A 21,874-nucleotide genomic window follows, 5' to 3' on the forward strand; every position below is an offset into this window, starting at 1 on the left:
GCAGGTACACACACATAACTTAATTTTATATTTAACCGCAGTTTTCAATCTCCAGTTCTCCTACCAATATGAGGCCTGGCGCTTGGAAACCGCATCTGATAGGAGCACATCATGGAGTTCGATATGGTCGATAACACAGCTTTAGGTACCGTCATCAAGGTCGTCGGCGTCGGCGGTGCGGGTGGCAATGCAGTCCAACACATGATCAACAAAGGCATGTCGGGCGTGGAGTTCATTGCCGCCAACACCGACGCACAGGCCCTGTCGACATCGAAGGCCCACAACATCATCCAGATCGGCGATACCGGTCTGGGCGCAGGCATGAAGCCTGCCGTCGGCCGCCAGCTGGCCGAAGAGTCGCGTACGCGCATCGCCGATTCGCTGCGCGGCGCGCACATGGTCTTCATCGCCGCCGGCATGGGCGGCGGCACCGGTACGGGCGCCGCTCCCATCGTGGCCGAAGTGGCCAAGGAACTGGGCGCGCTGACGGTGGCCGTGGTTTCCAAGCCATTCTCGTACGAAGGCCAGAAGTGCATGGACATCGCCGACGAAGGCCTGGAGCAGCTGTCCCTGCACGTCGATTCGCTGATCATCATCCTCAATGAAAAACTGGAAGAGATCTACGAAGACGAAAGCATGCTGGAATGGATGCAGCACGCCGATGATGTGCTTAACAACGCGGTGGCCGGCATTGCCGAGATCATCAACGTGCCTGGCCATATCAACGTCGACTTCAACGACGTGAAAACCATCATGGGCGAGCAGGGCAAGGCCATGATGGGTACGGCGACGGCTTCCGGCGTCGACCGCGCGCGCATCGCCGCCGAACAGGCTGTCGCTTCGCCGCTGCTCGATGGCATCGATCTGTCCGGCGCGCGCGGCGTGCTGGTCAACGTCACGGCCAGCCGTGGCTTGAAAGGTAAAGAGATCAAGGAAGTCATGGCTGCCGTGCGCGCGTTTGCCGCGCCGGACGCGTCGATCGCGCAAGGTATCGCCTACGACGACGCCATGGGCGACGACATCCGCGTGACCGTGGTGGCCACGGGCCTGGGCCGCGCCAAGAAGAACATCCAGCTGGTACCGCAGCAAGTGCTGCGCACCGGCACCCACAACAGCCCGCTGACCCCGTCGGCTGCCATGGGTAGCGCGCAAGCGGCGACGGCGACGGTTGGCGTGGCCACGCCGGCGGCCGGTTTCGACGGCATGAAGGCGCCGGCGGTATGGCGCCGTGAATCGGCTTCCGAGCAAGTGCGCGCGATGGAAAAGAATGGTATGGAGACGTACGATATTCCAGCGTTCCTGCGCAAGCAAGCGGATTAAGGTGATCTGATGTCAGTAAAGATGACGGCGGCCTGAGGGCCGCCGTTTTTTTTGCCGGCTTTTGACTTTTGACTTTGCCTTTCCGGCCATTTTCTGCACAAATACGGCAAGTCAGGCATACTATCGCGCAGTGTCGGCATCATGCCGGCAGAACCCTCAACCGACAGTACACAAGGAGTCAACATGACCATCAAGATCGGCGACACCCTGCCAGAAGGCACCCTGGCCGAATTCATCGAAAGCGAAACCGAAGGTTGCGCACTGGGCCCGAACACGTTCAATGTGCAAGACCTGGTCAAGGGCAAGAAGATCGCCATCTTCGGCCTGCCAGGCGCCTACACCCCGACCTGCTCCGCACAGCACGTGCCAGGCTACGTGCAGCACGCTGCCGACCTGAAAGCCAAGGGCGTCGATGAAATCTGGTGCATCTCCGTCAACGATGCGTTCGTGATGGGCGCCTGGGGCCGCGACCAGAAAGCCACCGGCGTCGTGCGCATGATGGCTGACGGCAATGCTGCCTACAGCAAGGCACTGGGCCTGGACGCCGATTTCTCCAAGCACGGCATGGGCACGCGCTCGCAGCGCTACTCGATGCTGGTCGACAATGGCGTCGTGACGCAATTGAACGTCGAGCAAGGCGGTAAGTTTGAAGTGTCGAATGCCGAGACGCTGCTGGGCCAGCTGGCTTAAGCAGAGCGCTGGCTGGGTAGGCCTGTGTCGGTCGGCGTAGGTCGGCTTAGCGCAGCGTAAGCCGACGTGCTACGTTCGTACCGCGTTTGCTTCAGCATTGTTGGATTACGCGCGCTGCGCTAATCCAACCTACCCAACCTACCCAAGCTACGCAATAAAAAACGGCGCCATCGGCGCCGTTTTGACGTTTACTGTACCGACGGTTTCGTTGCCTCGAACATAGCCGCATCGATGCTGAACGAATAGTCGTCCTGCAGCGCGAAATACCGGCGCGCTTCCTCGGGCGCGCCATCGAACAGGTTGCGGATGGCTGCCACTCTTTCGCTTGGTGTGCGCATGCGCGCCACCCATTCGTCGAACTGCATCGTCAGTTTCCACACGCTGCGCAAGCTGTGCGTGAATCCCGCGTTGTTGAATTTGGCGCCCCATTCGCAGGTGCGGTAGTCGCGCACGTGGGAAGCATCGCGCAGCATTTCCACCGCCTGCAAGGTGCTGTCGTACAGGGCTGTCTTTGGCGCGACGATGTCGACCACCAGCAAGGTGCCGTTCGGACGCAGCACGCGCCACGCTTCCGCGAGGGCCGCAGCCACGTCGTTCCAGTGGTGCGCGGAAAAGCGCGTGACGACCATGTCGAAGCTGGCGTCGGCAAACGGCAGGCGCGCCACGTCGCCCTGTTGCGTGCTGATGTTGTGCAAGCCGCGCTGCACCTTCGCGTGGTCGACGACGTCGAGCATGGGCTGCGCCAGGTCGTAGGCGACCACCGATTGCGCCACGGGGGCGACGGCAAAGCTGGCGTGGCCGGCGCCGCAGCCCAGGTCCAGGACGACGGTCTTGCCGTGGCGGCGCGCGCATTCCTGCATCAGCACCAGGTCGGCGCCTTGCGCGTGGACGGCGCTGCTCAGGTAGGCGTTGGCCGTTTTGCCAAACTGTTCGGTAACGACATCGTGCTGCTGCATGGTTTTCTCCTGTTGATGGGTGAGTTCCTGCAGAATAAGGATAAAATTATCCTGTAACAAGACCATAACTTATACTGGTATATTCACTACCATGCATCCATGTCATGTCGAATAAACTTGCTGAATTCATCCGCGCCAGGCGCGAAGCCGTCACCCCCGTCATGGCTGGCTTGCCCGGCGGCGGGCGGCGGCGCACGCCGGGCTTGCGGCGCGAAGAGTTGGCGCAGCTGTGCGACGTCAGTCCCACGTGGCTGACGTGGCTGGAGCAGGGGCGGCCCGTGTCGGCGTCGGCCAAGATGCTGGCCCGCCTGGCGCAGGTGCTGCAGCTGAGCGCGGCCGAGCGCGCCTATCTGTTCGAGGTGGCCGACAAGCATGACCCCAGCCACGCGACAGGCGAGGGCGGTGGGCCTGCCAGCGCCGAACTGGCCGCCATCGTGTCCGCCATTGACGCGCCCGCCTACATCCTCGACCGCGCATGGAACGCCGTGGCGTGGAACGGCGCGGCGTCCACCTTGTTTGCGGGCTGGCTGCAGGCCGGGGACGGCGCACCGAACCAGCTGCGCTTCATGTTCCTGGAGCCTGGAGCGCGCGACCTGGTCGTCGGCTGGCCCGAGCGGGCACAGCGGCTGGTGGCGGAGTTCCGCGCCGATATCGGCCGGCAGGCGGACCAGGCGCCGCTGGCCGGCCTGATCGCGGAACTGGCCGGCGCCAGCCTGGAATTCCGGCTGTGGTGGAGTGCGCAGCAAGTACTGGGGCGCGATGGCGGCTTGCGCAGCTTCCAGCATCCGCTGCAGGGTGCGCTCAGTTTCAATCAGGTGACCTTGCACCTGGCGCGCCAGCATGAACTGAAGCTGGTGATGCTGTTGCCTGTGTCGTAGACGTCACTCGCGTGCTTGCCAGGTCCCGGCGTGCTCGTGCCGCTCTGCACCTGCAATGCGCGCTTGCATGGCTGCTGTCATGTGGACATTGCGCTGGGCGTCAACCATCAGCACTTCTTTCAGGTCGAGTTTTTCCGCCATCGCTTGCCAGTCTCGGGGGCCGGTGATGAACAGCGGTTTGGAGTGGCCGTCCGAGCGCAGGCCAGGGGCGCGGCCGCCGCTGGCGATGATGGTGACCGAAGCGACCAGATCGATCGGGTAGCCGCTGCGCGGGTCGATGATGTGCGGGCGGCGCTTGCCGTCCTTCATGAAGTAGCGTTCATAGTCACCGCTGGTGCCGATCGCTTCGTTGTCGCGCAAAGCGATCTGCGCAACTGTCCCGGCGCCACGCGGATCACGGATGCCGACCTGCCACGGTCGTTCACCGGGCTGGCCTATGGCGATGACGTTGCCACCGATGTTGACCAGCGCCGCCTTGACGTGCGCTTCGCGCAGCAGCGCGGCGGCGCGGTCGAGCGCGTAACCTTTGGCGTAGCCGCCGAGGTCGATCATGACGGCAGGGTTGACGCTGCTGATGATGTTGCCGTTGTAGCGCAGGTCGGACAGCGATGGCCGCGCGTCGACCCAGCGCTTGATCTCGGCGGCCGGCGGTCCCTGCGCGCCGATGTCGTTTTTCTGGAAGCCCCACAGCCTGATCAGATGCCCAATGGTGGGGTTGAACAGCAGGCCGGAACGCACTGACAGCTTCTCGGCCGATTTTAGCAGGCCGACCATTTCAGCGTCGGCGCGCATTGGCTCGCCTTTGGCGATGCTGTCGTTGAGGGCGGTGAGCATGCTTGGCTCCCACGCGTGGAATTTACGGTGCAGGCGATCGAATTCTCTCAACACCTCGGCGCCAAGCAGATCGGCGCGCTGCTGCGAACCACCGTAGATGGTGATGTCGACCGTGGTGCCGAACACGTGGCCCCGGGTTTTGTAGAGGCGTTCCTCGCCGGAACAAGCAGTCAGGAACAGCAGTAGCGCCAGCAGCGTGCGGGTAAACATGGAATGTCTCCGGGTGTGGCCGCCGCGCGCAGGCGGCGGCCAGCAGTCTTAATTGCTCTTGGCGACCATGTAGTCGACCAGTGCTTTCACTTCATCATCCTTCAGGCCTGGATTGCCGCCGCGTGGCGGCATCATTTTCACGCCGTTGATGGCGCTCAGGTACAGCGCCGGCTTGCCTTTGGCGATACGCGGTTTCCATCCCGCCTTGTCGCCAACCTTGGGCGCGCCCATGATGCCGCTGCCGTGGCAGGCCAGGCAGGTGGTGGAGTAGGTTTTCTCAACCTTGGCGGCGTCCGGCGCGGCGGCGGCGCTGGTGGCAGAGGTGATGGCTGCCAGCATTGCTGCCAGTGCAAGTAGTTTCTTCATGGTCTGTCTCTTTTCAAAAGTAAGTCGGCAAATGCCGGGGTAAAAACGGACCGGCGCTTTCCGCCGAACGGCAATGCCGGCCCAGGCGGTGGTGTTTCAATGCGCCATGGCGTGCGTCGGCATGGCGCCGCTGGCTTCGTTCAGCAGGGCCGGCGTGATCTGCTTGAAGCGCAGCACGCGGCCGCCTTCCTTGCGAACAAACGCTTCCGCGTCCACCTGCCGGCTGAACGAGGCGATGGCCGGGCCCATCGAGCCCTGCGCCTTGCTGCCTAATACATAGAGCGCGTCGTGTGCCCCGATCCAGTGGCCGTGCGGCTGTTGCCAGTTGGCGCTGCCCATGTCCTGCACGTAGAAGGCGCTGGTGGCGCGACGCTGTTCCGGCGCCAGCATTTCACCGAGCAGTTCTTTTACGTCACAGAAGTAGCTGGTCTTGCCGTCGGCGAAGCGAACCTGCGCTTTCGGCCCAGGGAAGTCGCGCAGCAGCATGCCGTCCAGCGCACACGCGGCTTCGTCGGACGGATCAATGGCTGGCAGGTTGGTGGCGCTGTACGTGCAGGCGGCCAGCGCAAGGGTGGCCAGTGCGGCCAGCGCGCTACTGCGCAGGTGGAAAATAGTCATGAAAATCTCCTGAGTGCGATAGAAAACGGTAAAAAAATCCAGGCTAGCATCACGCCCGACAGCAGCGCCGGGTGGGTCCAGCCTTGCGGCATCACGGTGGCCAGGCCATACATGGCTTGCGCCTGGTCCGAGCTGAACACGTTCAGCAGGCGAAATACGTCGGCCGGGTTCAGCATCAGCATGGCGGCGAACAGGCCGCTACCGAGCTGGCCCTGGCTGAGCACCATCACCCCCATCAGCAGCAGGTCGAACACCAGCACGAACAGGAACCACAGCGCCAGTGCAATGCCGCTGGCGCGGACGCGGTCGCGGGTGCTGACCGATACCAGCATGGCAATGCTGAGGAAGGCCAGTCCCATCAGCACGGCGCTGGCGACGAATTGGGCGTAGCGCCAGCCCTCGGCCACAGTCAGTTGCGAGAACAGCGGCAGCAGGCCGGCGCCAAAGCCGATCGCGGTGGCGCTGGTGAGCGCCGCCGCCAGGCCGAGATACTTACCGAGCAGCACTTCCAGCGGCGTCACCGGCATCGACAGCAGCAGTTCCAGCGCGCCGCGCTCACGCTCGCCGACAATCGCGTCATAGCCGAGTATCAGGGCGATCAGCGGCACCAGATAGATCACCAGGCTGGACAGGCTGGCGATAGTGGCGTCGATGCCGTGGAAACCAACCTGTCCCTGCTGGGCTGCGCCGAAGTAGGCGATGGCCAGCGCGAAGAAGGCAAACACCAGCGCCACGGCCAGCACCCAGCGGTTGCGCAGCCGCTCACGCCATTCTTTTGCGGCCAGCACGCCGACCTGGCGCCATTCAATGCGTGCGCGCATGAGTGCCTCCGTAGCCGAGAAATACTTGTTCCAATGTCGATTCCTGAATCGCGATGTCGTCGGCGCAAGCGGCCAGCTGGCGCAGCACCGCCATCTTGTCGGCCCTGGCGCAGCGCACGTGCAGCTGTTCGCCATGCACCTCCAGCGCCAGCTCCAGCGGCAACGCGGCCAGCGCCGCGCGCACGCCCGCCTGCAGCGCAGGCGCAATCGTGGCGGTAATGGTCAGCATCCGGGGCGCATGGGTACCCGTCCGCAACTGCCTCAGCGTGCCTTGCGCGGCCACCGTGCCGCTCTGCATGATGAGCAGCTGGTCGACCCTGTGCTCGATCTCTGCCAGGATGTGTGAGGTGATGACGATGGTGGCGCCGCGGTCCTGCGCGGTGCGCAAGATGGCGTAAAAGTCGGCGATGCCTTGCGGGTCCAATCCGTTGGTCGGCTCATCGAGGAAGATCAGGTCCGGCTCGCCCAGCAGAGCCTGCGCCAGGCCGAGCCGCTGGCGCATGCCCTTGGAGTACCCCTGTACCGGCCGCGCGGCGGCATGCGTCAGGCCCACCAGGTCGAGCAACGGTGCGCAAGCAGCGCGCGCAATGTGCTTCAAGTCCGCAAAAAAGTGCAGTACTTCCTGGCCACTCAGGTTATCGTAGGTGAGAAAACTTTCCGGCAGATAGCCGACGCGCCGGCGCGTCTGGCGAAAGGCAGGTTCGGCCGCGTTCTGGCCCAGTACGTGCAGCGTGCCGGCGCAGGGCGTGATCAGACCGAGCATCAGCTTGAATAGCGTGCTCTTGCCGGCGCCATTGTGGCCGATCAGGCCGAACATGGCGCCATGGGCGATGTCAAAGCTGACGTCCTGCAGCACTGTGAGCGCGCCGTAGCGATGCCGGATGCCGCGCAGGCTGACGGCGGCTTCAGTTGTATTCGATGCGGGGAGCGATGTCATTCCATTTCTTCCAATTCTGTGAGAGCGGGCGCATGCGCGGATGGCGGTCGACTACGCTTGGCGCGCGCAGCAGCGGAAACTGACGCGCGGCAAAGCGCAGCGTCTGCAGCGCGGGGCTGGCGCCGAGCAGCTTGAGCAGCGGGTATTGCCAGTTCAGACGGTCAACCAGGTCGTTCGCTTCATACGCCACGTCACCCTGGCCGTCGCCGTTCTGGTCCCAGCCGTTGTAATTGCTCCAGTAGTTGCCTTCCTGTTTGCCCCATTCGACATCGCGCGCGGCAACAAAGCGCACCTGCTCCTGGTTGCCGATGAAGTCGTTGCCATCGACTTGGTTGTTCGACGAGCCGGCCGACAGGTGCACGCCGGTGCGGTTATTGATGATCAGGTTGTGGCGCAGCGTGTTGTACTCGGCGTCATAGATGAAAAAACCACGGTCGTTGCCGGCCACCACGTTGTCTTCGATCAGCGAGTCCTGGATGGTGCGCAGCATGATGCCGTGATCGGTATTGCCCCACGCGATATTGCGGCGCACGGTCAGGCTGCGCACCTCCATCAGCGCCAGCCCGGCCCGGCTCAGATATACCTCGTTGTCTTCCCAAGTACTGTGGTGGGTGTTCATGTAGTGCGTGCCGTAGCGGACATGGTGGATGCGGTTGTGGCGAAATTGCGCGTCGCGCGAGACGTCGACATAGATGCCGTCGCGCGTGCCGCTGATTTCGTTGCCGGTGACGCGCGCTCCGCGCGTGTCGTACACCTGGATGCCATTGCCGCGCTGCGCCGACTGCAGGTCGCGCCGGCCGGTGATGGTGTTGTTCAGCAAGCGCGCATCGTCAACGCCTTGCAGCCAGATGCCGAACAGGTTGGCGACCAGTCGACAGTTGTTGATCTGTACGCGATGCGCGCCAGGTACGATATAAATGCCGGCGTTCTGCGCAGTGAGGTCCGCGCCGCTGTCGATCACGACCAGGCCGATCAGGGTGACGTCGGGGGCGGTGATGCGGATGGTGTCGCCGTGCCCTCGGCCGCTGATGGTGGGATGGCTGCGCCCTTGCAGCGTCAGCGCCTTGTCGACCAGCACGTGTTCGTTATACCTGCCGGGTGCGATCAGCAGTGTGTCGCCTTTCTGCGCACTGGCGATGGCCGCATTGATCGACGTGCCCGGCGCCACTTCCAGCACGGCGGCGGCCAGGCCAGGCCCATAGCCGGCCAATATGACTGCCAGCACCAGCGCGCGCATCAGCGCCAGCAGGGTGGAAGGCGCCAGCCTCATGCGTCTTCCTTGCCTTGCGACGGCAGCGTTGAGCGCAAGCTGTCGAGCGTAAGGAAGTAGCCGTCGGCGCCGATACGCGTCAGCGCTTCGCCCTTGGCAGCTCGCCGCTTGCGCTCTTTCACCAGGGGTGGACAGGCGTGATCGTCGTAGTACATCACCATGCAGTCCAGGCACAGCATGCATTCCATCTGATCGATTTTGCCTTGGCTGTCGATGGCGTGCGAGCCGCAACCGGCGGCGCAGGCGTGGCAGCTGGTGCATTCTGCCTTGCGCTTCAGACCGAACAGACGGAACTTGCCGGGCAGCGCCAGGCCCGCGCCCATCGGGCACAGGTATTTGCAGTAGGGGCGCTCGCTGAACAGCGACAGGCCCAGAATGGCGCCGATAAAGAGCCAGAATGGCCAGCTGCGGTTCCATACGCCGACCAGGAAAGTGGTCTTGAAGGGTTCGATTTCGGCCAGATGTTCGGCCGTCTCCATTGAGAACAGGGATACGCCGATCAGGCCGAAGAAGATGACGTACTTCAGCCAGCGCAGCTTGTCGTGCAGTGGTTTTGGCAGCAGTTTCTGCCAGCGTTTCAGGCCGATGGCGGAACCGAGTTTCAGCATCAGGTGCTGCAGCGAGCCGAATGGACATAACCAGCCGCAGAACAGGCCGCGTCCCCAGATCAGCACCGTGATGATGATGAACCACCAGAACAGGAAGATGAAGGGATCGGACAGGAACAGCTCCCAGCGCCATTGATGGATCAGCGAATGGAGCCAGGTCATGATCTGCGTGATGCTGGGCTGCGCCTTCAGGTAGAAACCGATGAAGCCGGCGCTGATGATCCACAGCACCAGCCGCGGCCAGCTGATCAAAGGCTTGTGCTTGCGCGTCGATGCACGCACCAGCCGGTCGCGTCGTGCGTACCAGATGGCGGTAAACAACAGGGTGGCGACGAAGAAGCCGATTTGCGCAATCCGGTCCAGCCAGATGTTTTGCCACGCCGGGCGCGCCGTCACCACTTTCGGATGGCCGCCTTCCAGATAGCGGGCCGGCAGCCAGTATGTCTGGTCGTAGTGGGTGAAGGTCTTGGCGCCCTTGGCGTCCAACTGATTGACCAGCAGCGTCAGCGTCCAAGGCCACGCCGGATTGAAGTGTTTCGAGCGGACGATGAAGATGCCCGATTCGCGGTATTGGGGCACATCGCCGGGCTGCAGGTGATACAGATTGAGATAGTCGGTATCGCGGAAGGTGTAGGTTTCAGGATCTTGCCGCACCTGGATGCGGTCGTAGATGCCGCCGCGCACAAAGCCCGAGCCCTTGAACGAGGTCTGGCCGCTGGCGATGACGAAGATCGCATGCTCGTCCGGCTTGAGGTCGCGCATCAGGCGCTGGTAGTTGTCCTCGCCCAGCAGGCTGTTGCCCAGCGTCGGCGTGTTGAGGTAGCCGAAGTAGAGATCGATGTAGTCGCCGCGTGCGCTGTCGGCGCCGACTTCGCGCGCGGTGATCGTCAGGCGGCCGACCGAGCCCTCGTCGGCCAGCTTGCCCCAGTTGAGGCGCTCGTCGAGCGGCGTGAAGCGGGCTGGCGGCCGCGCCGCCGCAGTGAAGATGCCGACCTGGCGGCCGATCTCATAGGCGCTGCGGGAAATTACCTGGTTCTCGGCGATGGCCGTCACGGTGGCGCCGCTGATCGCGTCCAATCCCACGCTGCCATCGCCGCCACGGCCAATTTCCAGCCTGGCGTCACCGCGCAGGCCGACATATTGTCCGATGAACTTGAGCAGCGCCGATTCCGGTATGCCGGCCAGCAGGATCGGTTCGGAATGCTTGATCACGCGCACGCCGGTAATGATGCCTGCGGTGTCCATGCCGATCAGTGTAATGACCGGCTTGCCGGAATAGGCTGGAATGTCCACCACGTCGGTTGACAGGAAAACGTAGCCAACGAGCTTGCCGCCGGTGTCCAGCGCTTGCACATAGCGTGGAGAACCCATGCGCTGCGAGAAGCGCTGCGCTTGCGGCATCACGTCGCGGCAGGCGGCATGCGCGCACAGGTCGGCGCCGTGCAACAGTTCGGAGGAAAGTTCAGCGTCGTAGATGTTGGCGGCGGCGATGGGCGGTGCCAGCATAGCCAGTAACATCAAGCACGACGCCAGCGAATTGAACAAGGTTTTTAAAGTAGTCGTCATGAGAATATGCCATGCCGGCTGACGCATCAGCCGGCATGGACTTGCGGGACAACTCAGGCTTCAACCAGGAAACGGCTACGCATTTCCAGATGCAGGGCGTGGCAGAAGTGCGTGCAATACAACCAGAACGCACCGGCGTGATCGGCCTTGAAAGTGACCGACTTGGTTTCCTGCGGATTGACGATAAAGTTGATGTTGTAGGTCGGGATGGCGCAACCGTGGGTTAAATCTTCGACCTTGTCGTAGTTGGTCAGGGTGAGCGTGACTTCATCGCCTTTTTTGACCTTGATGACCGGCATGCTGAACGCCGGCGCTTGCGACATCAGACGCACATGCACCTTGTTGCCCTTGCGCTCGATGCCGGCGTTTTCCGGCGTGACGGCATTCGGGAAGTCGGTCATGGTGTGGATCTGGCGCGTCTTGACCACGTCGCGGCGCACGATAATGCCATCGTGCGGTTCCGGGTAGGCAGTGTGATCGGCTATCAGCTTCATGCTGGCGCCGCTGATGTCCACCAACTGTTCGGTTTCAGGATGCAGCGGGCCGACTGGCAGGAAGCGGTCCTTGGAGAACTTGTTGCCGGAGTTGAGGTATTTGCCGTCAGCTTCCCTGGTTTCACCCATCGATGAGTAGTTATGGCCCGGCTGGTAGTGCACGTCCAGCTTCTCGATGATGACCTTGGCGTTTTTGTCGCCCTTGAACTGGGCAATGGCTGCATCCACATTCCATTTGACGGCTTGGCTGTCGAGGAACAGCGAGGTATAGGCGTTGCCCCTGCCGTCGAAGGCGGTGTGCAGCGGGCCGAGGCCGATTTCCGGTTCGGCCACCACGGTGTCGCGCGGATCCTTGACGTTACCGTCGAACCACTGCAGCACCTTGCTCAATTCAATCACGGTGGCGGTCGGCGACAGCTTGCCGGAGCAGACGAAGTATTTTCCGTCCGGGCTGGCGTTGACGCCATGCGGGTTCTTGCTGACCGGGACGTACAGCGAGATCGCGCTTTTCGGATCGGCGTTGGCAGCCTTGCGGCCATCGACCACGGGGACCTTGGAACTGCCGATGGTGGTGAACTTGCCTGCCTTGACCAAGGCCTCGACGCGTTCGATATGCAGGAACACGCAGGCATCGCGCTCGGCCGCCATCATGCCGTTCAGGTCGGCGGCGTTTTCCACGTTGTACTGGTTGCAGGCGGCCAGCTTGCCGTCGTACGAGGTGGCGCACAGATCCATATTGCCGTCAACGCGCACCTGCCACATCACTTCCATGGTCTCTGCGCTGACGCAGCTGAACAACGCACCCCACTTGTCCGGATTGTCCAGGTCGCGGCCGTCGTTCGGCAGCGGGATATGGAATTCGGCGCCGCAGAACACGCGGGTGGTGTAGTCAATCTTCTGGTCGACCGGATCGCGCTTGTCAGGGAACAGGCCGTGGAAGCCGGCCACATTCGGCAGTTCGGTGATCTTGTCGCATTCCATGGTGTCCATGCGGATGCGCGCCACGCGTGAATGCAGCTTGTCGTTGATGAACAGCCAGCGGCCGTCATACGTGCCGTTCTTGTAGCTGCCGTGGACGTGGTGGGTGTCGCCGGTGATGTATTTCAGCGTGCCGTCGGGCTTGGTGCCGATGATGGCTTTCGATTCATTGGTAATACCCCAGCCGACCATGCAATCGACGTTGAACACCGGGATGCGCTTGAGCGTGCGTCCGGAAGGCAGGCCGAGCACCCGCGCTTCGCCCGAATGGCCGGAACTGATGAAAGCATAGTAGTCGTCCAGCTGGCCTGGCGCGATCTCGGTGCCGTGATGTGCGGCCGGTGCGGCAGCGCTCTTGCCACCGGCGGCAGCTTCCTCCTTGCAGCCGGCCAGGCCCAACGTGACGCCTGCCAGGCCCAGTGCGGCGCTCTTGCCGAGAAAGCCGCGGCGGCTCGACGGCGTGTCGTTGGTGGTATCTATCTTCTTGCTGTCCATCTCTCGTTCTCCATCGTTGCAAAATTATAAACAAGCATTTTACATGCATCTTTTAAAAAAACGATGACGTGGATCAAGCATTTCAGGCACCGCCGCCGCGATTGCGGCAGTACTTGATCCAGGCACTGTTTTCGTCGTCGCCCCTGATGAGCTGGCCGGCTTGCTATAATCAATCCCGGCAGCGCCTCCGCTGTGCTGGCTCCGGACGTCGCCATAATGACGTTCCCAGTGGTCCGCCCCGGACCGGTCGTCAAGGAGCATTCCCTGTCTTCTCGTCAAGAAAATCTGCACAGCATCTATGCGATGCTGATTGCGGTCGCCATGTTCTCGTGCATGGATACCGCCATGAAGCTGCTGTCTGCCCATTATCCCGCCACGCAGGTCACGGCGATGCGCTCGCTCAGTTCGTTGCCACTGCTGTGCGGCTACATGCTGTACCGCGGTGCGTTCAAGGGCATCTTCCGCATACGCTGGCCAATGCACCTGTTGCGCGCCGCACTCGGCATCGCCATGCTGACCACCTTTGCCTTCGGGCTGAAGTCGCTGTCGCTGGCCGAGGCATATTCGATCTTCTTCATCGCGCCGGCTTTGATCACGGCGCTGTCGGTGTGGGTGCTGAAGGAGCACGTGGGCCGCGGGCAGTGGGTGGCGATTGGCGTCGGCCTGCTGGGCGTGCTGGTGGTGCTGCGCCCCGAAGGCACCGGCTTCCTATCGCTGGGCGGGCTGGCGATTCTGGTGGCAGCTGCCTGCTACGCCGTGTCGGCCATCAGCGCGCGCGTGCTGGCGCGCACCGACAGCACTGAGGCGATGATGTTCTGGCTGCTGACGCTGATGTCGATTGGCGCAGTAACGCTGGCGTGGAATATCTGGGTGCCTGTGCGTGCCGAACACGGCTCGATCTTGATGGTGCTGGCGCTGTCAGGCTTCTTCGGGCAGTTGGCGATCACCAAGGCCTTCAGCACCGGCAAGGCGTCAATCGTGGCGCCGTTCGAGTACACGGCGCTGGCCTGGGGCGTGGCGATAGACTGGCTGCTGTGGCAGGCGCTGCCGGATCGCTATACCTTGTTTGGCGCGGCGATCATTATCGCCAGCGGCATCTACCTGGTGCGGCGCGAAGCCGTGCATGTGGAAAGTGAGCATCCCTAGCATTTCTTTGCCGGTCAGCATTCCACGCCGCAACTGGATATAATCGTGCCATGTTAAAACAACGCACTATCAAACAACAGGTCCGCACCATCGGTGTCGGTTTGCATTCCGGCACCAAGGTCGAGCTGATCCTGCGTCCTGCCGCGATCGATACGGGCATCGTGTTTCGCCGCATCGACCTCGATCCCATCGTCGAGTTTCCCGCCAGCGCCATGGCCGTGGGCGATACGCGCATGGCTTCCGTGCTGATCAAGGATGGCGCCAGGGTTTCCACCGTAGAACATCTGATGTCGGCGGCGGCGGGCCTGGGGATCGACAATATGTATATCGACGTGAATGCGGAAGAAATTCCCATCATGGACGGTTCCGCCTCGTCCTTCGTCTACCTGCTGCAGCAGGCTGGCGTGGAAGAGCAGCAGGCGGCGAAGAAATTCATCAAGGTCGTCAAGCCCGTGGAAGTGCGTCACGGCAAGGGTGACGCGGAGAAATGGGCGCGCTTGTCGCCATACGACGGTTTCAAGCTTGATTTCTTCATCGAATTCAACCATCCGGCCGTCGATGGCACGATGCAGCGCGCCTCGGTCGACTTTGGCGACGTGTCGTATGTGCACGACGTGGCGCGCGCGCGTACCTTCGGTTTCATGCAGGACGTGGAAAGCTTGCGCGGCATGGGCCTGGCCCGTGGCGGTTCGCTGGAAAACGCCATCGTCATGGACGAGTACCGCATCCTCAACGCGGATGGCTTGCGCTATGAAGACGAGTTCGTGCGCCACAAGATCCTCGACGCCATCGGCGACCTGTACCTGGTGGGCCACCCCTTGCTCGCCTACTACACGGCGCACAAGTCGGGCCACGCGCTGAACAACCAGCTGCTGCTGGCGCTGCTGGAGCAGCCCGATGCGTATGAAATCGTGTCATTCGACACGAACGAGGCGGCGCCGCAATCCTACCTGCGTCAAATGGAGCGCGAGTGGTCGCTGACGTAGGTTGGATTAGCGGGGCGACGCCCCGCGTAATCCGACAACCATGTTGGCACTGATCGTGGTGTTGTCGGATTACGGCCCGAAGGGCCTAATCCGACCTACGCGATATGCGTTAATTTAGCGCCGTTATTCTCAGTCCTTCGGTTCGCGGTGGTGGCGCACCATATTGCGCAGCGCCGCGATCAATTGCTCGTTCTGTTTCGACGCGGGCAGGGCCGTGCTCAGCTCTTCCAGGGCCGACATGGCTTTTTCCGGCAAGACCAGCGCCCGCGTATGCACGATGGGCGCGATGCTCTTGATGACTTGCACTTTCAGCTTGATGCCTGAAATCTGCCAGCCCTTTCTTTCCAGTTCCCCTTGCAACTTCGGCAATTGCTGTTTGAGCTTGGCTGCCAGCGCCGCGTTTGGCGTGGCCAGCACCAGTTGGCCGCCTTCGAATTGCAGGATGTCGCAATGCTCGAACATGGCCGGCAAGGCCTTGGCGCAGTCTTTTTGCAAGGCGGCCAGGCGCGTGACGGTAGGCATCAATGAGGCCATCGTCGCGTTGCCGCGCAGAAAATCGGTTGCGCCCGTGACGGCCGGGCCTGAACGGGCAAAGCCGTAGCCGCGGCGCGGCGCCGGAGAATAAGTGGGAGTTCGCATGGCCGAAACATAGCACACTCGCCCGTGCATGACGAGTGCGGCGGCGGGTGCGGCGCAGGCGGGTGGGCCGTATTGCCTTACAGTATGGAAAATGTCCGCAATTTCTGCCATTTGTTTGTCATTAAGCTATTGTTATATGGCGCATTACCCCAACCATGTCGGGAACGCATGATAAAATCATCGTCTTTTGCCATAGTCGAACTCCGTGCGGTGACGCGATACCTACCTCGTTGTTCCCTACCGAGCTTTTTTTAACGGCGTTTTTTCAAGAATTCAAGCATGTCATTACTGACCCAGATTTTCGGTAGCCGCAACCAGCGGCTGCTCAAGCAATACCAAAAAACGGTACGCGAGATCAATGCGCTCGAGCCGGCCATCGAAAAGCTGTCGGATGCCGAGCTGCAAGCGAAGACGCCTGCCTTCAAGGAACGTATCGCCGCTGGCGAATCGCTCGATGCCTTGTTGCCGGAAGCATTTGCCGTCTGCCGCGAGGCCAGCAAGCGCGTCTTGCGCATGCGCCATTTCGACGTGCAGATGATCGGCGGCATGGTCTTGCATTTCGGTAAGATCGCGGAAATGGGCACGGGCGAGGGCAAGACCCTGATGGCAACCTTGCCAGCCTACCTGAATGCCCTGTCGGGCAAGGGCGTGCATATCGTCACCGTCAATGATTACCTGGCGCAGCGCGATGCCGAGACCATGGGCCGCCTGTATGCATGGCTGGGCCTGTCGACTGGCGTGAACATGTCGCAGATGGAGCACAGCGCCAAGCAGCAGGCGTACAACTCCGACATCACCTATGGCACGAACAATGAATTCGGTTTCGACTTCTTGCGCGACAATATGGTCTACGAAGCGCGCGAACGCGTGCAGCGCAGCCTGAACTTCGGCATCGTCGATGAAGTCGATTCGATCCTGATCGATGAAGCGCGTACGCCGCTGATCATTTCGGGCCAGGCCGAGAACCATACGGACCTGTATCACAAGATCAATGAAGTGCCTGCGCGCCTGACTCTGCAGATCGGCGAAGAAACGCCGGACGGCAAGGGCAAGGTTGATGTGCCGGGCGACTACACCAAGGATGAAAAAGCGCACCAGGTGCTGCTGACGGAAGCGGGCCACGAAAAGGCCGAAGGCATCCTGATGGAAATGGGCCTGCTGCCGGAAGGCGCGTCGCTGTACGATTCGGCCAACATCACCCTCGTGCACCACCTGTATGCTGCCCTGCGCGCGCATGCGCTGTACTTCAAGGATCAGCACTATGTGGTGCAGAACAATGAAGTGGTGATCGTCGATGAATTCACGGGCCGTCTGATGACGGGCCGCCGCTGGTCCGATGGCTTGCACCAGGCCGTCGAAGCGAAAGAAGGCGTCAAGATCCAGAACGAGAACCAGACCCTGGCCTCGATCACCTTCCAGAACTACTTCCGCATGTACGCCAAGCTGGCCGGCATGACCGGTACGGCCGATACCGAAGCGTACGAATTCCAGGAAATCTACGGCCTGGAAACGGTCGTGATCCCGCAAAACCGTCCGCTGCAGCGCAAGGACCGCCAGGATCAGGTCTACAAATCGTCGGCGGAAAAATACAACGCGATGTTGAACGACATCCGCGACTGCTACGAGCGCGGCCAGCCCGTGCTGGTCGGTACGACCTCGATCGAGAACTCGGAACTGCTGTCGGGCATCCTGACCAAGGCCGGTTTGCCGCACAACGTGCTGAACGCGAAGCAGCATGCGCGCGAAGCGGAAATCATCGCCCAGGCAGGCCGTCCGAAAGCCATCACCATCGCCACCAACATGGCCGGTCGCGGTACGGACATCGTGTTGGGTGGTAACGTCGAGAACCAGATCAAGTTCATCGAAGCCAATGCTGAACTGAGCGACGCCGACAAGGCAGCCCAGTCGCAGACCTTGCGCGATGAATGGCAATCCCTGCACGACCACGTGGTCAATGCGGGCGGCTTGCACATCATTGGCACCGAACGCCACGAATCGCGCCGCGTCGACAATCAACTGCGTGGCCGTGCCGGCCGCCAGGGCGATCCGGGTTCGTCGCGCTTCTACCTGTCGCTCGACGACGCGCTGCTGCGCATCTTCGCCGGCGACCGCGTGCGCGCCGTGATGGACCGTCTGAAAATGCCGGAAGGCGAACCGATCGAGGCAGGCATCGTCTCGCGTTCGATCGAATCTGCCCAGCGCAAGGTCGAAGCGCGCAACTTCGACATCCGCAAGCAATTGCTGGAATACGATGACGTCGCCAACGACCAGCGTAAAGTCATCTACCAGCAGCGTAACGAGCTGCTGGAAACGACCGACATCTCGGACATGATCGCTTCCCTGCGCCACGGCGTGTTCACCGACCTGGTGCACGAGTACGTGCCGCACGAATCGGTGGAAGAGCAGTGGGATATCAAGGGCCTGGAAAACACCTTGGCCAGCGAATGGCAGCTGGACTTGCCGCTGCAGCAATTGCTGGAAGCCGATTCGACCCTGACGGACGACGAGATCCTGGAAAAAGTGCTGGCCGCGGCCGATGCCGTGTACCAGTCGAAGATCGACATCGTCGGCAAGGAATCGTTTGGCGGCTTCGAGCGCAATGTCATGCTGCAAAGCGTGGACAGCCACTGGCGCGAACACTTGGCGGCACTCGATCACCTGCGCCAGGGTATTCACCTGCGCGGCTATGCGCAGAAGAACCCGAAACAGGAATACAAGCGCGAAGCGTTTGAACTGTTTGGCCAGATGCTCGACATGATCAAGAACGACGTCACGAAACACGTGATGACGGTACGCATCCAGTCGCGCGAAGAAGTCGATGCGGCCGAACAGGCGATGCAGCAGTCGCACGTGGAAAACGTGCACTACCAGCACGCCGAATTCGACCCGAATGCGGCGCCGGAAGAACTGCTGGCGCCTGCGGCCGGCGGCAACATGGACAACGTTGACGACATGAGCGTGAGCATGGGCGTCAAAGTGGGCCGTAACGACCCATGCCCTTGCGGCAGCGGTAAAAAATACAAAGCTTGCCACGGCAAGCTGGCATAAGGCGGTTTCACAGCCTGAACAAAAACGGAGACCGCGGTCTCCGTTTTTTTATGCCTTTTCAATTTGCAGGCGTGCATGTGTGGGCGCGCATGCTCACCGGCGCCGCGAAGGCGCTACAATAGCGCTTCCATTTTCCCTTGCAGAAGAACTCACCATGGCCGTCAATTCTCCCAAGCCCGTCGCCGCCGACTTGAAAGCCGTCGCCGGCATTGAAATCGGTGTTGCCGAAGCCGGCATCAAGAAACCCAACCGCAAGGATTTGCTGGTATTGAAACTGGCGCCGACGGCCACCGTGGCCGGCGTGTTCACATTGAACCGCTTCTGCGCCGCGCCCGTGCAAATTTCGAAAGCCAACCTGGCGGCCGTGACGGCCGGCGCCGCGCCGATCCGCGCGCTGCTGGTCAATACGGGCAACGCGAATGCGGGCACGGGCGAATCGGGCCTGGCCGACGCGCAGGCCAGCTGCGCCGCGCTGGCCGAGCTGCTGGGCTGCACGCCGCAGCAGATTTTGCCGTTTTCCACGGGCGTGATCCTGGAACCCTTGCCCGTGCAGCGCCTGGTCGCCGGCTTGCCGCAAGCCGTGGCCGCGCTGACCTCGGATAACTGGTTCTCGGCCGCCGAAGCCATCATGACCACCGACACGCAGCCGAAAGCCGGTTCGCGCACGGTCACCATCGGTGGCCACGCGGTGACCCTGACGGGCATCAGCAAGGGCGCCGGCATGATCAAGCCGAACATGGCCACCATGCTCGGTTTCCTCGCGTTCGACGCCACCGTGGCGCAACCGGTGCTGGACCAGCTGGTGAAACAGGCAGCCGACAAATCGTTCAACTGCATCACCATCGACGGCGACACGTCCACCAATGACTCGTTCATGCTGGTGGCCACGGGCGCCGGCAGCCTGGTCATCGATTCCATCGACTCGCCGCACTATGCGGAACTGGCCGCCGCCGTCACCGAGCTGTCGACCTTTCTGGCACAAGCCATCGTGCGCGATGGCGAAGGCGCGACCAAGTTCATGACCGTGACCGTGGAAGACGGCCGCAACGTGGAAGAGTGCCGCAAGATCGCCTATTCCATCGCCCATTCGCCGCTGGTGAAAACGGCGTTCTTCGCGTCCGACCCGAACCTGGGCCGCATCCTGGCCGCCATCGGCTATGCGGGTGTGGACGATCTGGACGTGGGCCAGCTGAACCTGTACCTGGACGATGTATGGGTGGCCAAGAATGGCGGCCGCAACCCCGACTACCAGGAACAGGATGGCCAGCGCGTGATGCAGCAAAGCGAAATCACCATCCGCGTCAAGCTGGCGCGCGGCGATGCCACGGCCACCCTGTGGACGTGCGACCTGTCGCATGACTACGTGTCGATCAACGCCGACTACCGCTCATGACCGGCCTCGATCAATTCCTGATCCGCGCCGAGCGGGTGCTGGCGCGCCTCGAGTCGATCTTGCCGCCGGCCTTGCCGGCAACCGACTGGAACAGCTTTGCGTTCCGCTGGCGCCGGCGCCAGGGCGCGCTGCCTTATGTGCAGGCCGTGGCCCACGTGTCGAACATCGCCTTGGACGACTTGCACAATATCGGCACGCAAAAAGCGCAGATCGAGCAGAACACGCGCCAGTTCGTCGCTAAGCGTCCGGCCAACAACGTGCTGCTGACGGGCGCACGGGGCACGGGCAAGTCGTCGCTGATCAAGGCTTGTTTGAACCAGTTCGCCGACCAGGGTCTGCGCCTGATCGAAGTGGACAAGGCGGACCTGGCCGACTTGCCCGACATCGTCGACCTGGTGGCGGCGCGCCCCGAGCGCTTCATCATCTTTTGCGACGACCTGTCGTTCGAAGAGGGCGAAAGCGGCTACAAGGCGCTGAAAGTGGCGCTCGACGGCAGCATCGCCGCGCAATCGGATAATGTGCTGATCTACGCCACCTCGAACCGCCGTCACCTGATGCCGGAACGCATGTCGGACAACACGAGCTACAAGACGGACGACGATGGCGATCTGCATCCGGGCGAGACGGTGGAAGAGAAAATCTCGCTGTCCGAACGCTTCGGCCTGTGGCTGTCGTTCTATCCGTTCAAGCAGGATGATTACCTCGATATCGCGGCCCATTGGCTCGCCTCGTTCGGTTGCACGCCGGAGCAGATCGCGGCAGCGCGCGGCGACGCCTTGCGCTGGGCCTTGCAGCGCGGTTCCCGTTCGGGCCGGGTGGCCTGGCAATTCGCACGCGATTATGCGGGGAAACTTCCTGCGGGAAAGCTGCCGCAATGAGCGAAGTGAAAATCAAACCGGTCGATGTCGCCGTTGGCATCCTGATGAAGCCGAATGGTGATGTGCTGCTGGGCCAGCGTCCGGCCGGCAAGCCGTATGACGGCTATTGGGAATTTCCTGGCGGTAAAGTCGAACCGGGCGAAGCCATTTTTGATGCCTTGAAACGCGAGTTTGTCGAGGAACTGGGCTTGCATATCGACAGTGCCGAAGCCTGGTGCGGCGTCGAATATGTGTATCCACACGCCCATGTGCGCCTGCATTTCTATATCAGCCGCGAATGGCGGGGCGAGCCGCAAAGCCTGGAAGGGCAGGCGTTCGCCTGGCAGGGCACGGTCGGCGTGGAACCCTTGCTGCCGGCCACCATTCCCCTGCTGGAATGGCTCGACGAAGTGCGCCGAGAAGCCCTGCTTCTTGCCTGATCTGGTGCCAGCGGGCAGCGCCATGCTGCGTGCTGGCGCAAGCTTTGCTGTGACTTTCCTTGTATCGCGCGCGCTTTGCGCTACAGTGCTTTCATCACGCACCGGGAGCCTCGCATGCCGCTGACACTGACCTTTACCGATACCGATGAATTGCTGATTGCTGCCTTGCACAAGCGTGCCCGCGCGCATGGGCGCAGCATCGAAGACGAGCACCGCGACATCTTGCGCAGCGCCTTGCGGCCGCTGCCGAAGCGTCCGCTCGACGATATTTTGCGCAGTATGCCCGACGTGGGCTTCGATGCGGATTTCGAGCGCCGCCCCTGA

The 21,874-nt window shown here is 62.0% G+C and carries 20 protein-coding genes; 10 read left to right on the top strand and 10 right to left on the bottom strand.

From position 1 onward, the window contains the following. Positions 1-111 precede the first annotated feature (111 nt). Together ftsZ and KO538_RS26230 are read left to right on the top strand one after the other, a co-directional pair. A complete protein-coding gene (ftsZ, locus tag KO538_RS26225; protein ID WP_070305665.1) occupies positions 112-1,320 on the top strand; it encodes a cell division protein FtsZ in 1,209 nt (402 codons plus the stop codon). Positions 1,321-1,503: 183 nt separating this feature from the next. Beyond that, complete coding sequence (locus KO538_RS26230; RefSeq protein ID WP_058050716.1) at positions 1,504-2,010, top strand: peroxiredoxin; 507 nt, start codon at positions 1,504-1,506, stop codon at positions 2,008-2,010. Positions 2,011-2,198: 188 nt separating this feature from the next. Here the strand turns inward: KO538_RS26230 and KO538_RS26235 are convergent, their stop codons facing one another. Next, positions 2,199-2,966 carry a class I SAM-dependent methyltransferase gene (locus tag KO538_RS26235; RefSeq protein ID WP_219330129.1) on the bottom strand — a complete coding sequence of 256 codons (768 nt, stop codon included), beginning with the start codon at positions 2,964-2,966 and terminating at the stop codon, positions 2,199-2,201. A gap of 104 nt (positions 2,967-3,070) precedes the next feature. On the opposite strand from KO538_RS26235, the gene KO538_RS26240 reads away from it, so the two are divergent. Next, positions 3,071-3,844, top strand: a complete 774-nt coding sequence (locus KO538_RS26240) for a helix-turn-helix transcriptional regulator (RefSeq protein WP_219330130.1) — start codon at positions 3,071-3,073, stop codon at positions 3,842-3,844. A 3-nt stretch (positions 3,845-3,847) separates the two neighbouring features. Here the strand turns inward: KO538_RS26240 and KO538_RS26245 are convergent, their stop codons facing one another. The 8 genes from KO538_RS26245 to nosZ form a co-directional block, all read right to left on the bottom strand. Then, positions 3,848-4,888: an FAD:protein FMN transferase gene (locus tag KO538_RS26245; protein ID WP_072456929.1), complete on the bottom strand. Its 1,041-nt coding sequence runs from the start codon at positions 4,886-4,888 to the stop codon at positions 3,848-3,850. A gap of 48 nt (positions 4,889-4,936) precedes the next feature. Beyond that, positions 4,937-5,254 carry a cytochrome c5 family protein gene (locus KO538_RS26250; protein ID WP_034748852.1) on the bottom strand — a complete coding sequence of 106 codons (318 nt, stop codon included), beginning with the start codon at positions 5,252-5,254 and terminating at the stop codon, positions 4,937-4,939. 96 nt (positions 5,255-5,350) lie between these two features. Further along, positions 5,351-5,872: a nitrous oxide reductase accessory protein NosL gene (locus KO538_RS26255; RefSeq protein ID WP_219330131.1), complete on the bottom strand. Its 522-nt coding sequence runs from the start codon at positions 5,870-5,872 to the stop codon at positions 5,351-5,353. Beyond that, on the bottom strand, positions 5,869-6,693 hold the full coding sequence (locus tag KO538_RS26260; protein ID WP_200872998.1) for an ABC transporter permease: 825 nt from the start codon (positions 6,691-6,693) through the stop codon (positions 5,869-5,871). Before KO538_RS26260 ends, KO538_RS26255 begins: the two co-directional genes overlap by 4 nt. After that, positions 6,677-7,630: an ABC transporter ATP-binding protein gene (locus KO538_RS26265; RefSeq protein WP_034748846.1), complete on the bottom strand. Its 954-nt coding sequence runs from the start codon at positions 7,628-7,630 to the stop codon at positions 6,677-6,679. Before KO538_RS26265 ends, KO538_RS26260 begins: the two co-directional genes overlap by 17 nt. Continuing rightward, positions 7,599-8,867: a nitrous oxide reductase family maturation protein NosD gene (locus KO538_RS26270; RefSeq protein ID WP_072457004.1), complete on the bottom strand. Its 1,269-nt coding sequence runs from the start codon at positions 8,865-8,867 to the stop codon at positions 7,599-7,601. Before KO538_RS26270 ends, KO538_RS26265 begins: the two co-directional genes overlap by 32 nt. Positions 8,868-8,896: 29 nt before the next feature. Continuing rightward, entirely contained in the window at positions 8,897-11,074 is a 2,178-nt protein-coding gene (locus tag KO538_RS26275; protein WP_257620597.1) for a NosR/NirI family protein, read from the bottom strand. A gap of 53 nt (positions 11,075-11,127) precedes the next feature. Beyond that, positions 11,128-13,041 (bottom strand): TAT-dependent nitrous-oxide reductase, encoded by a 1,914-nt coding sequence (nosZ, locus tag KO538_RS26280; protein WP_034748840.1) that lies wholly within the window; start codon positions 13,039-13,041, stop codon positions 11,128-11,130. Between the two features lie 303 nt (positions 13,042-13,344). Here nosZ and KO538_RS26285 point away from each other — a divergent pair, with 303 nt between their 5' ends. Both KO538_RS26285 and lpxC read left to right on the top strand, forming a co-directional pair. Beyond that, positions 13,345-14,187, top strand: coding sequence for a DMT family transporter (locus KO538_RS26285; RefSeq protein WP_070305651.1), 843 nt, complete (start codon positions 13,345-13,347; stop codon positions 14,185-14,187). A gap of 50 nt (positions 14,188-14,237) precedes the next feature. Beyond that, complete coding sequence (gene lpxC, locus KO538_RS26290; protein WP_034748834.1) at positions 14,238-15,173, top strand: UDP-3-O-acyl-N-acetylglucosamine deacetylase; 936 nt, start codon at positions 14,238-14,240, stop codon at positions 15,171-15,173. A 129-nt stretch (positions 15,174-15,302) separates the two neighbouring features. On the opposite strand, the gene KO538_RS26295 is transcribed toward lpxC, so the two are convergent. Next, entirely contained in the window at positions 15,303-15,812 is a 510-nt protein-coding gene (locus tag KO538_RS26295) for a DciA family protein (protein ID WP_034748833.1), read from the bottom strand. A 279-nt stretch (positions 15,813-16,091) separates the two neighbouring features. Between KO538_RS26295 and secA the strand changes: the two genes are divergently transcribed. The 5 genes from secA to KO538_RS26320 all read left to right on the top strand — a co-directional run bounded on the left by secA (position 16,092) and on the right by KO538_RS26320 (position 21,874). Continuing rightward, positions 16,092-18,860 carry a preprotein translocase subunit SecA gene (gene secA / locus KO538_RS26300; protein WP_219330132.1) on the top strand — a complete coding sequence of 923 codons (2,769 nt, stop codon included), beginning with the start codon at positions 16,092-16,094 and terminating at the stop codon, positions 18,858-18,860. Positions 18,861-19,014: 154 nt separating this feature from the next. Further along, on the top strand, positions 19,015-20,253 hold the full coding sequence (gene argJ / locus KO538_RS26305) for a bifunctional glutamate N-acetyltransferase/amino-acid acetyltransferase ArgJ (RefSeq protein ID WP_034784989.1): 1,239 nt from the start codon (positions 19,015-19,017) through the stop codon (positions 20,251-20,253). Next, a complete protein-coding gene (locus KO538_RS26310; RefSeq protein WP_219330133.1) occupies positions 20,250-21,131 on the top strand; it encodes an ATP-binding protein in 882 nt (293 codons plus the stop codon). Before argJ ends, KO538_RS26310 begins: the two co-directional genes overlap by 4 nt. Then, a complete protein-coding gene (locus KO538_RS26315; protein WP_219330134.1) occupies positions 21,128-21,550 on the top strand; it encodes an NUDIX domain-containing protein in 423 nt (140 codons plus the stop codon). Before KO538_RS26310 ends, KO538_RS26315 begins: the two co-directional genes overlap by 4 nt. 114 nt (positions 21,551-21,664) lie before the next feature. Continuing rightward, entirely contained in the window at positions 21,665-21,874 is a 210-nt protein-coding gene (locus KO538_RS26320; protein ID WP_034748820.1) for a hypothetical protein, read from the top strand.

It is taken from the genome of Janthinobacterium sp. NKUCC08_JDC (assembly GCF_019345575.1).
GTDB lineage: Bacteria > Pseudomonadota > Gammaproteobacteria > Burkholderiales > Burkholderiaceae_D > Janthinobacterium > Janthinobacterium aestuarii.

Bases quoted from the DNA above. Each gene is read 5' to 3' on its own strand.
- argJ (WP_034784989.1), top strand. From the start codon at position 19,015: ATGGCCGTCAATTCTCCCAAGCCCGTCGCCGCCGACTTGAAAGCCGTC.
- KO538_RS26235 (WP_219330129.1), bottom strand. From the start codon at position 2,966: ATGCAGCAGCACGATGTCGTTACCGAACAGTTTGGCAAAACGGCCAAC.
- secA (WP_219330132.1), top strand. From the start codon at position 16,092: ATGTCATTACTGACCCAGATTTTCGGTAGCCGCAACCAGCGGCTGCTC.
- lpxC (WP_034748834.1), top strand. From the start codon at position 14,238: ATGTTAAAACAACGCACTATCAAACAACAGGTCCGCACCATCGGTGTC.
- KO538_RS26315 (WP_219330134.1), top strand. From the start codon at position 21,128: ATGAGCGAAGTGAAAATCAAACCGGTCGATGTCGCCGTTGGCATCCTG.
- ftsZ (WP_070305665.1), top strand. From the start codon at position 112: ATGGAGTTCGATATGGTCGATAACACAGCTTTAGGTACCGTCATCAAG.
- KO538_RS26270 (WP_072457004.1), bottom strand. From the start codon at position 8,867: ATGCGCGCGCTGGTGCTGGCAGTCATATTGGCCGGCTATGGGCCTGGC.
- KO538_RS26285 (WP_070305651.1), top strand. From the start codon at position 13,345: ATGCTGATTGCGGTCGCCATGTTCTCGTGCATGGATACCGCCATGAAG.
- KO538_RS26265 (WP_034748846.1), bottom strand. From the start codon at position 7,630: ATGACATCGCTCCCCGCATCGAATACAACTGAAGCCGCCGTCAGCCTG.
- nosZ (WP_034748840.1), bottom strand. From the start codon at position 13,041: ATGGACAGCAAGAAGATAGATACCACCAACGACACGCCGTCGAGCCGC.
- KO538_RS26250 (WP_034748852.1), bottom strand. From the start codon at position 5,254: ATGAAGAAACTACTTGCACTGGCAGCAATGCTGGCAGCCATCACCTCT.
- KO538_RS26260 (WP_200872998.1), bottom strand. From the start codon at position 6,693: ATGCGCGCACGCATTGAATGGCGCCAGGTCGGCGTGCTGGCCGCAAAA.
- KO538_RS26275 (WP_257620597.1), bottom strand. From the start codon at position 11,074: ATGACGACTACTTTAAAAACCTTGTTCAATTCGCTGGCGTCGTGCTTG.
- KO538_RS26320 (WP_034748820.1), top strand. From the start codon at position 21,665: ATGCCGCTGACACTGACCTTTACCGATACCGATGAATTGCTGATTGCT.
- KO538_RS26245 (WP_072456929.1), bottom strand. From the start codon at position 4,888: ATGTTTACCCGCACGCTGCTGGCGCTACTGCTGTTCCTGACTGCTTGT.
- KO538_RS26310 (WP_219330133.1), top strand. From the start codon at position 20,250: ATGACCGGCCTCGATCAATTCCTGATCCGCGCCGAGCGGGTGCTGGCG.
- KO538_RS26295 (WP_034748833.1), bottom strand. From the start codon at position 15,812: ATGCGAACTCCCACTTATTCTCCGGCGCCGCGCCGCGGCTACGGCTTT.
- KO538_RS26230 (WP_058050716.1), top strand. From the start codon at position 1,504: ATGACCATCAAGATCGGCGACACCCTGCCAGAAGGCACCCTGGCCGAA.
- KO538_RS26255 (WP_219330131.1), bottom strand. From the start codon at position 5,872: ATGACTATTTTCCACCTGCGCAGTAGCGCGCTGGCCGCACTGGCCACC.
- KO538_RS26240 (WP_219330130.1), top strand. From the start codon at position 3,071: ATGTCGAATAAACTTGCTGAATTCATCCGCGCCAGGCGCGAAGCCGTC.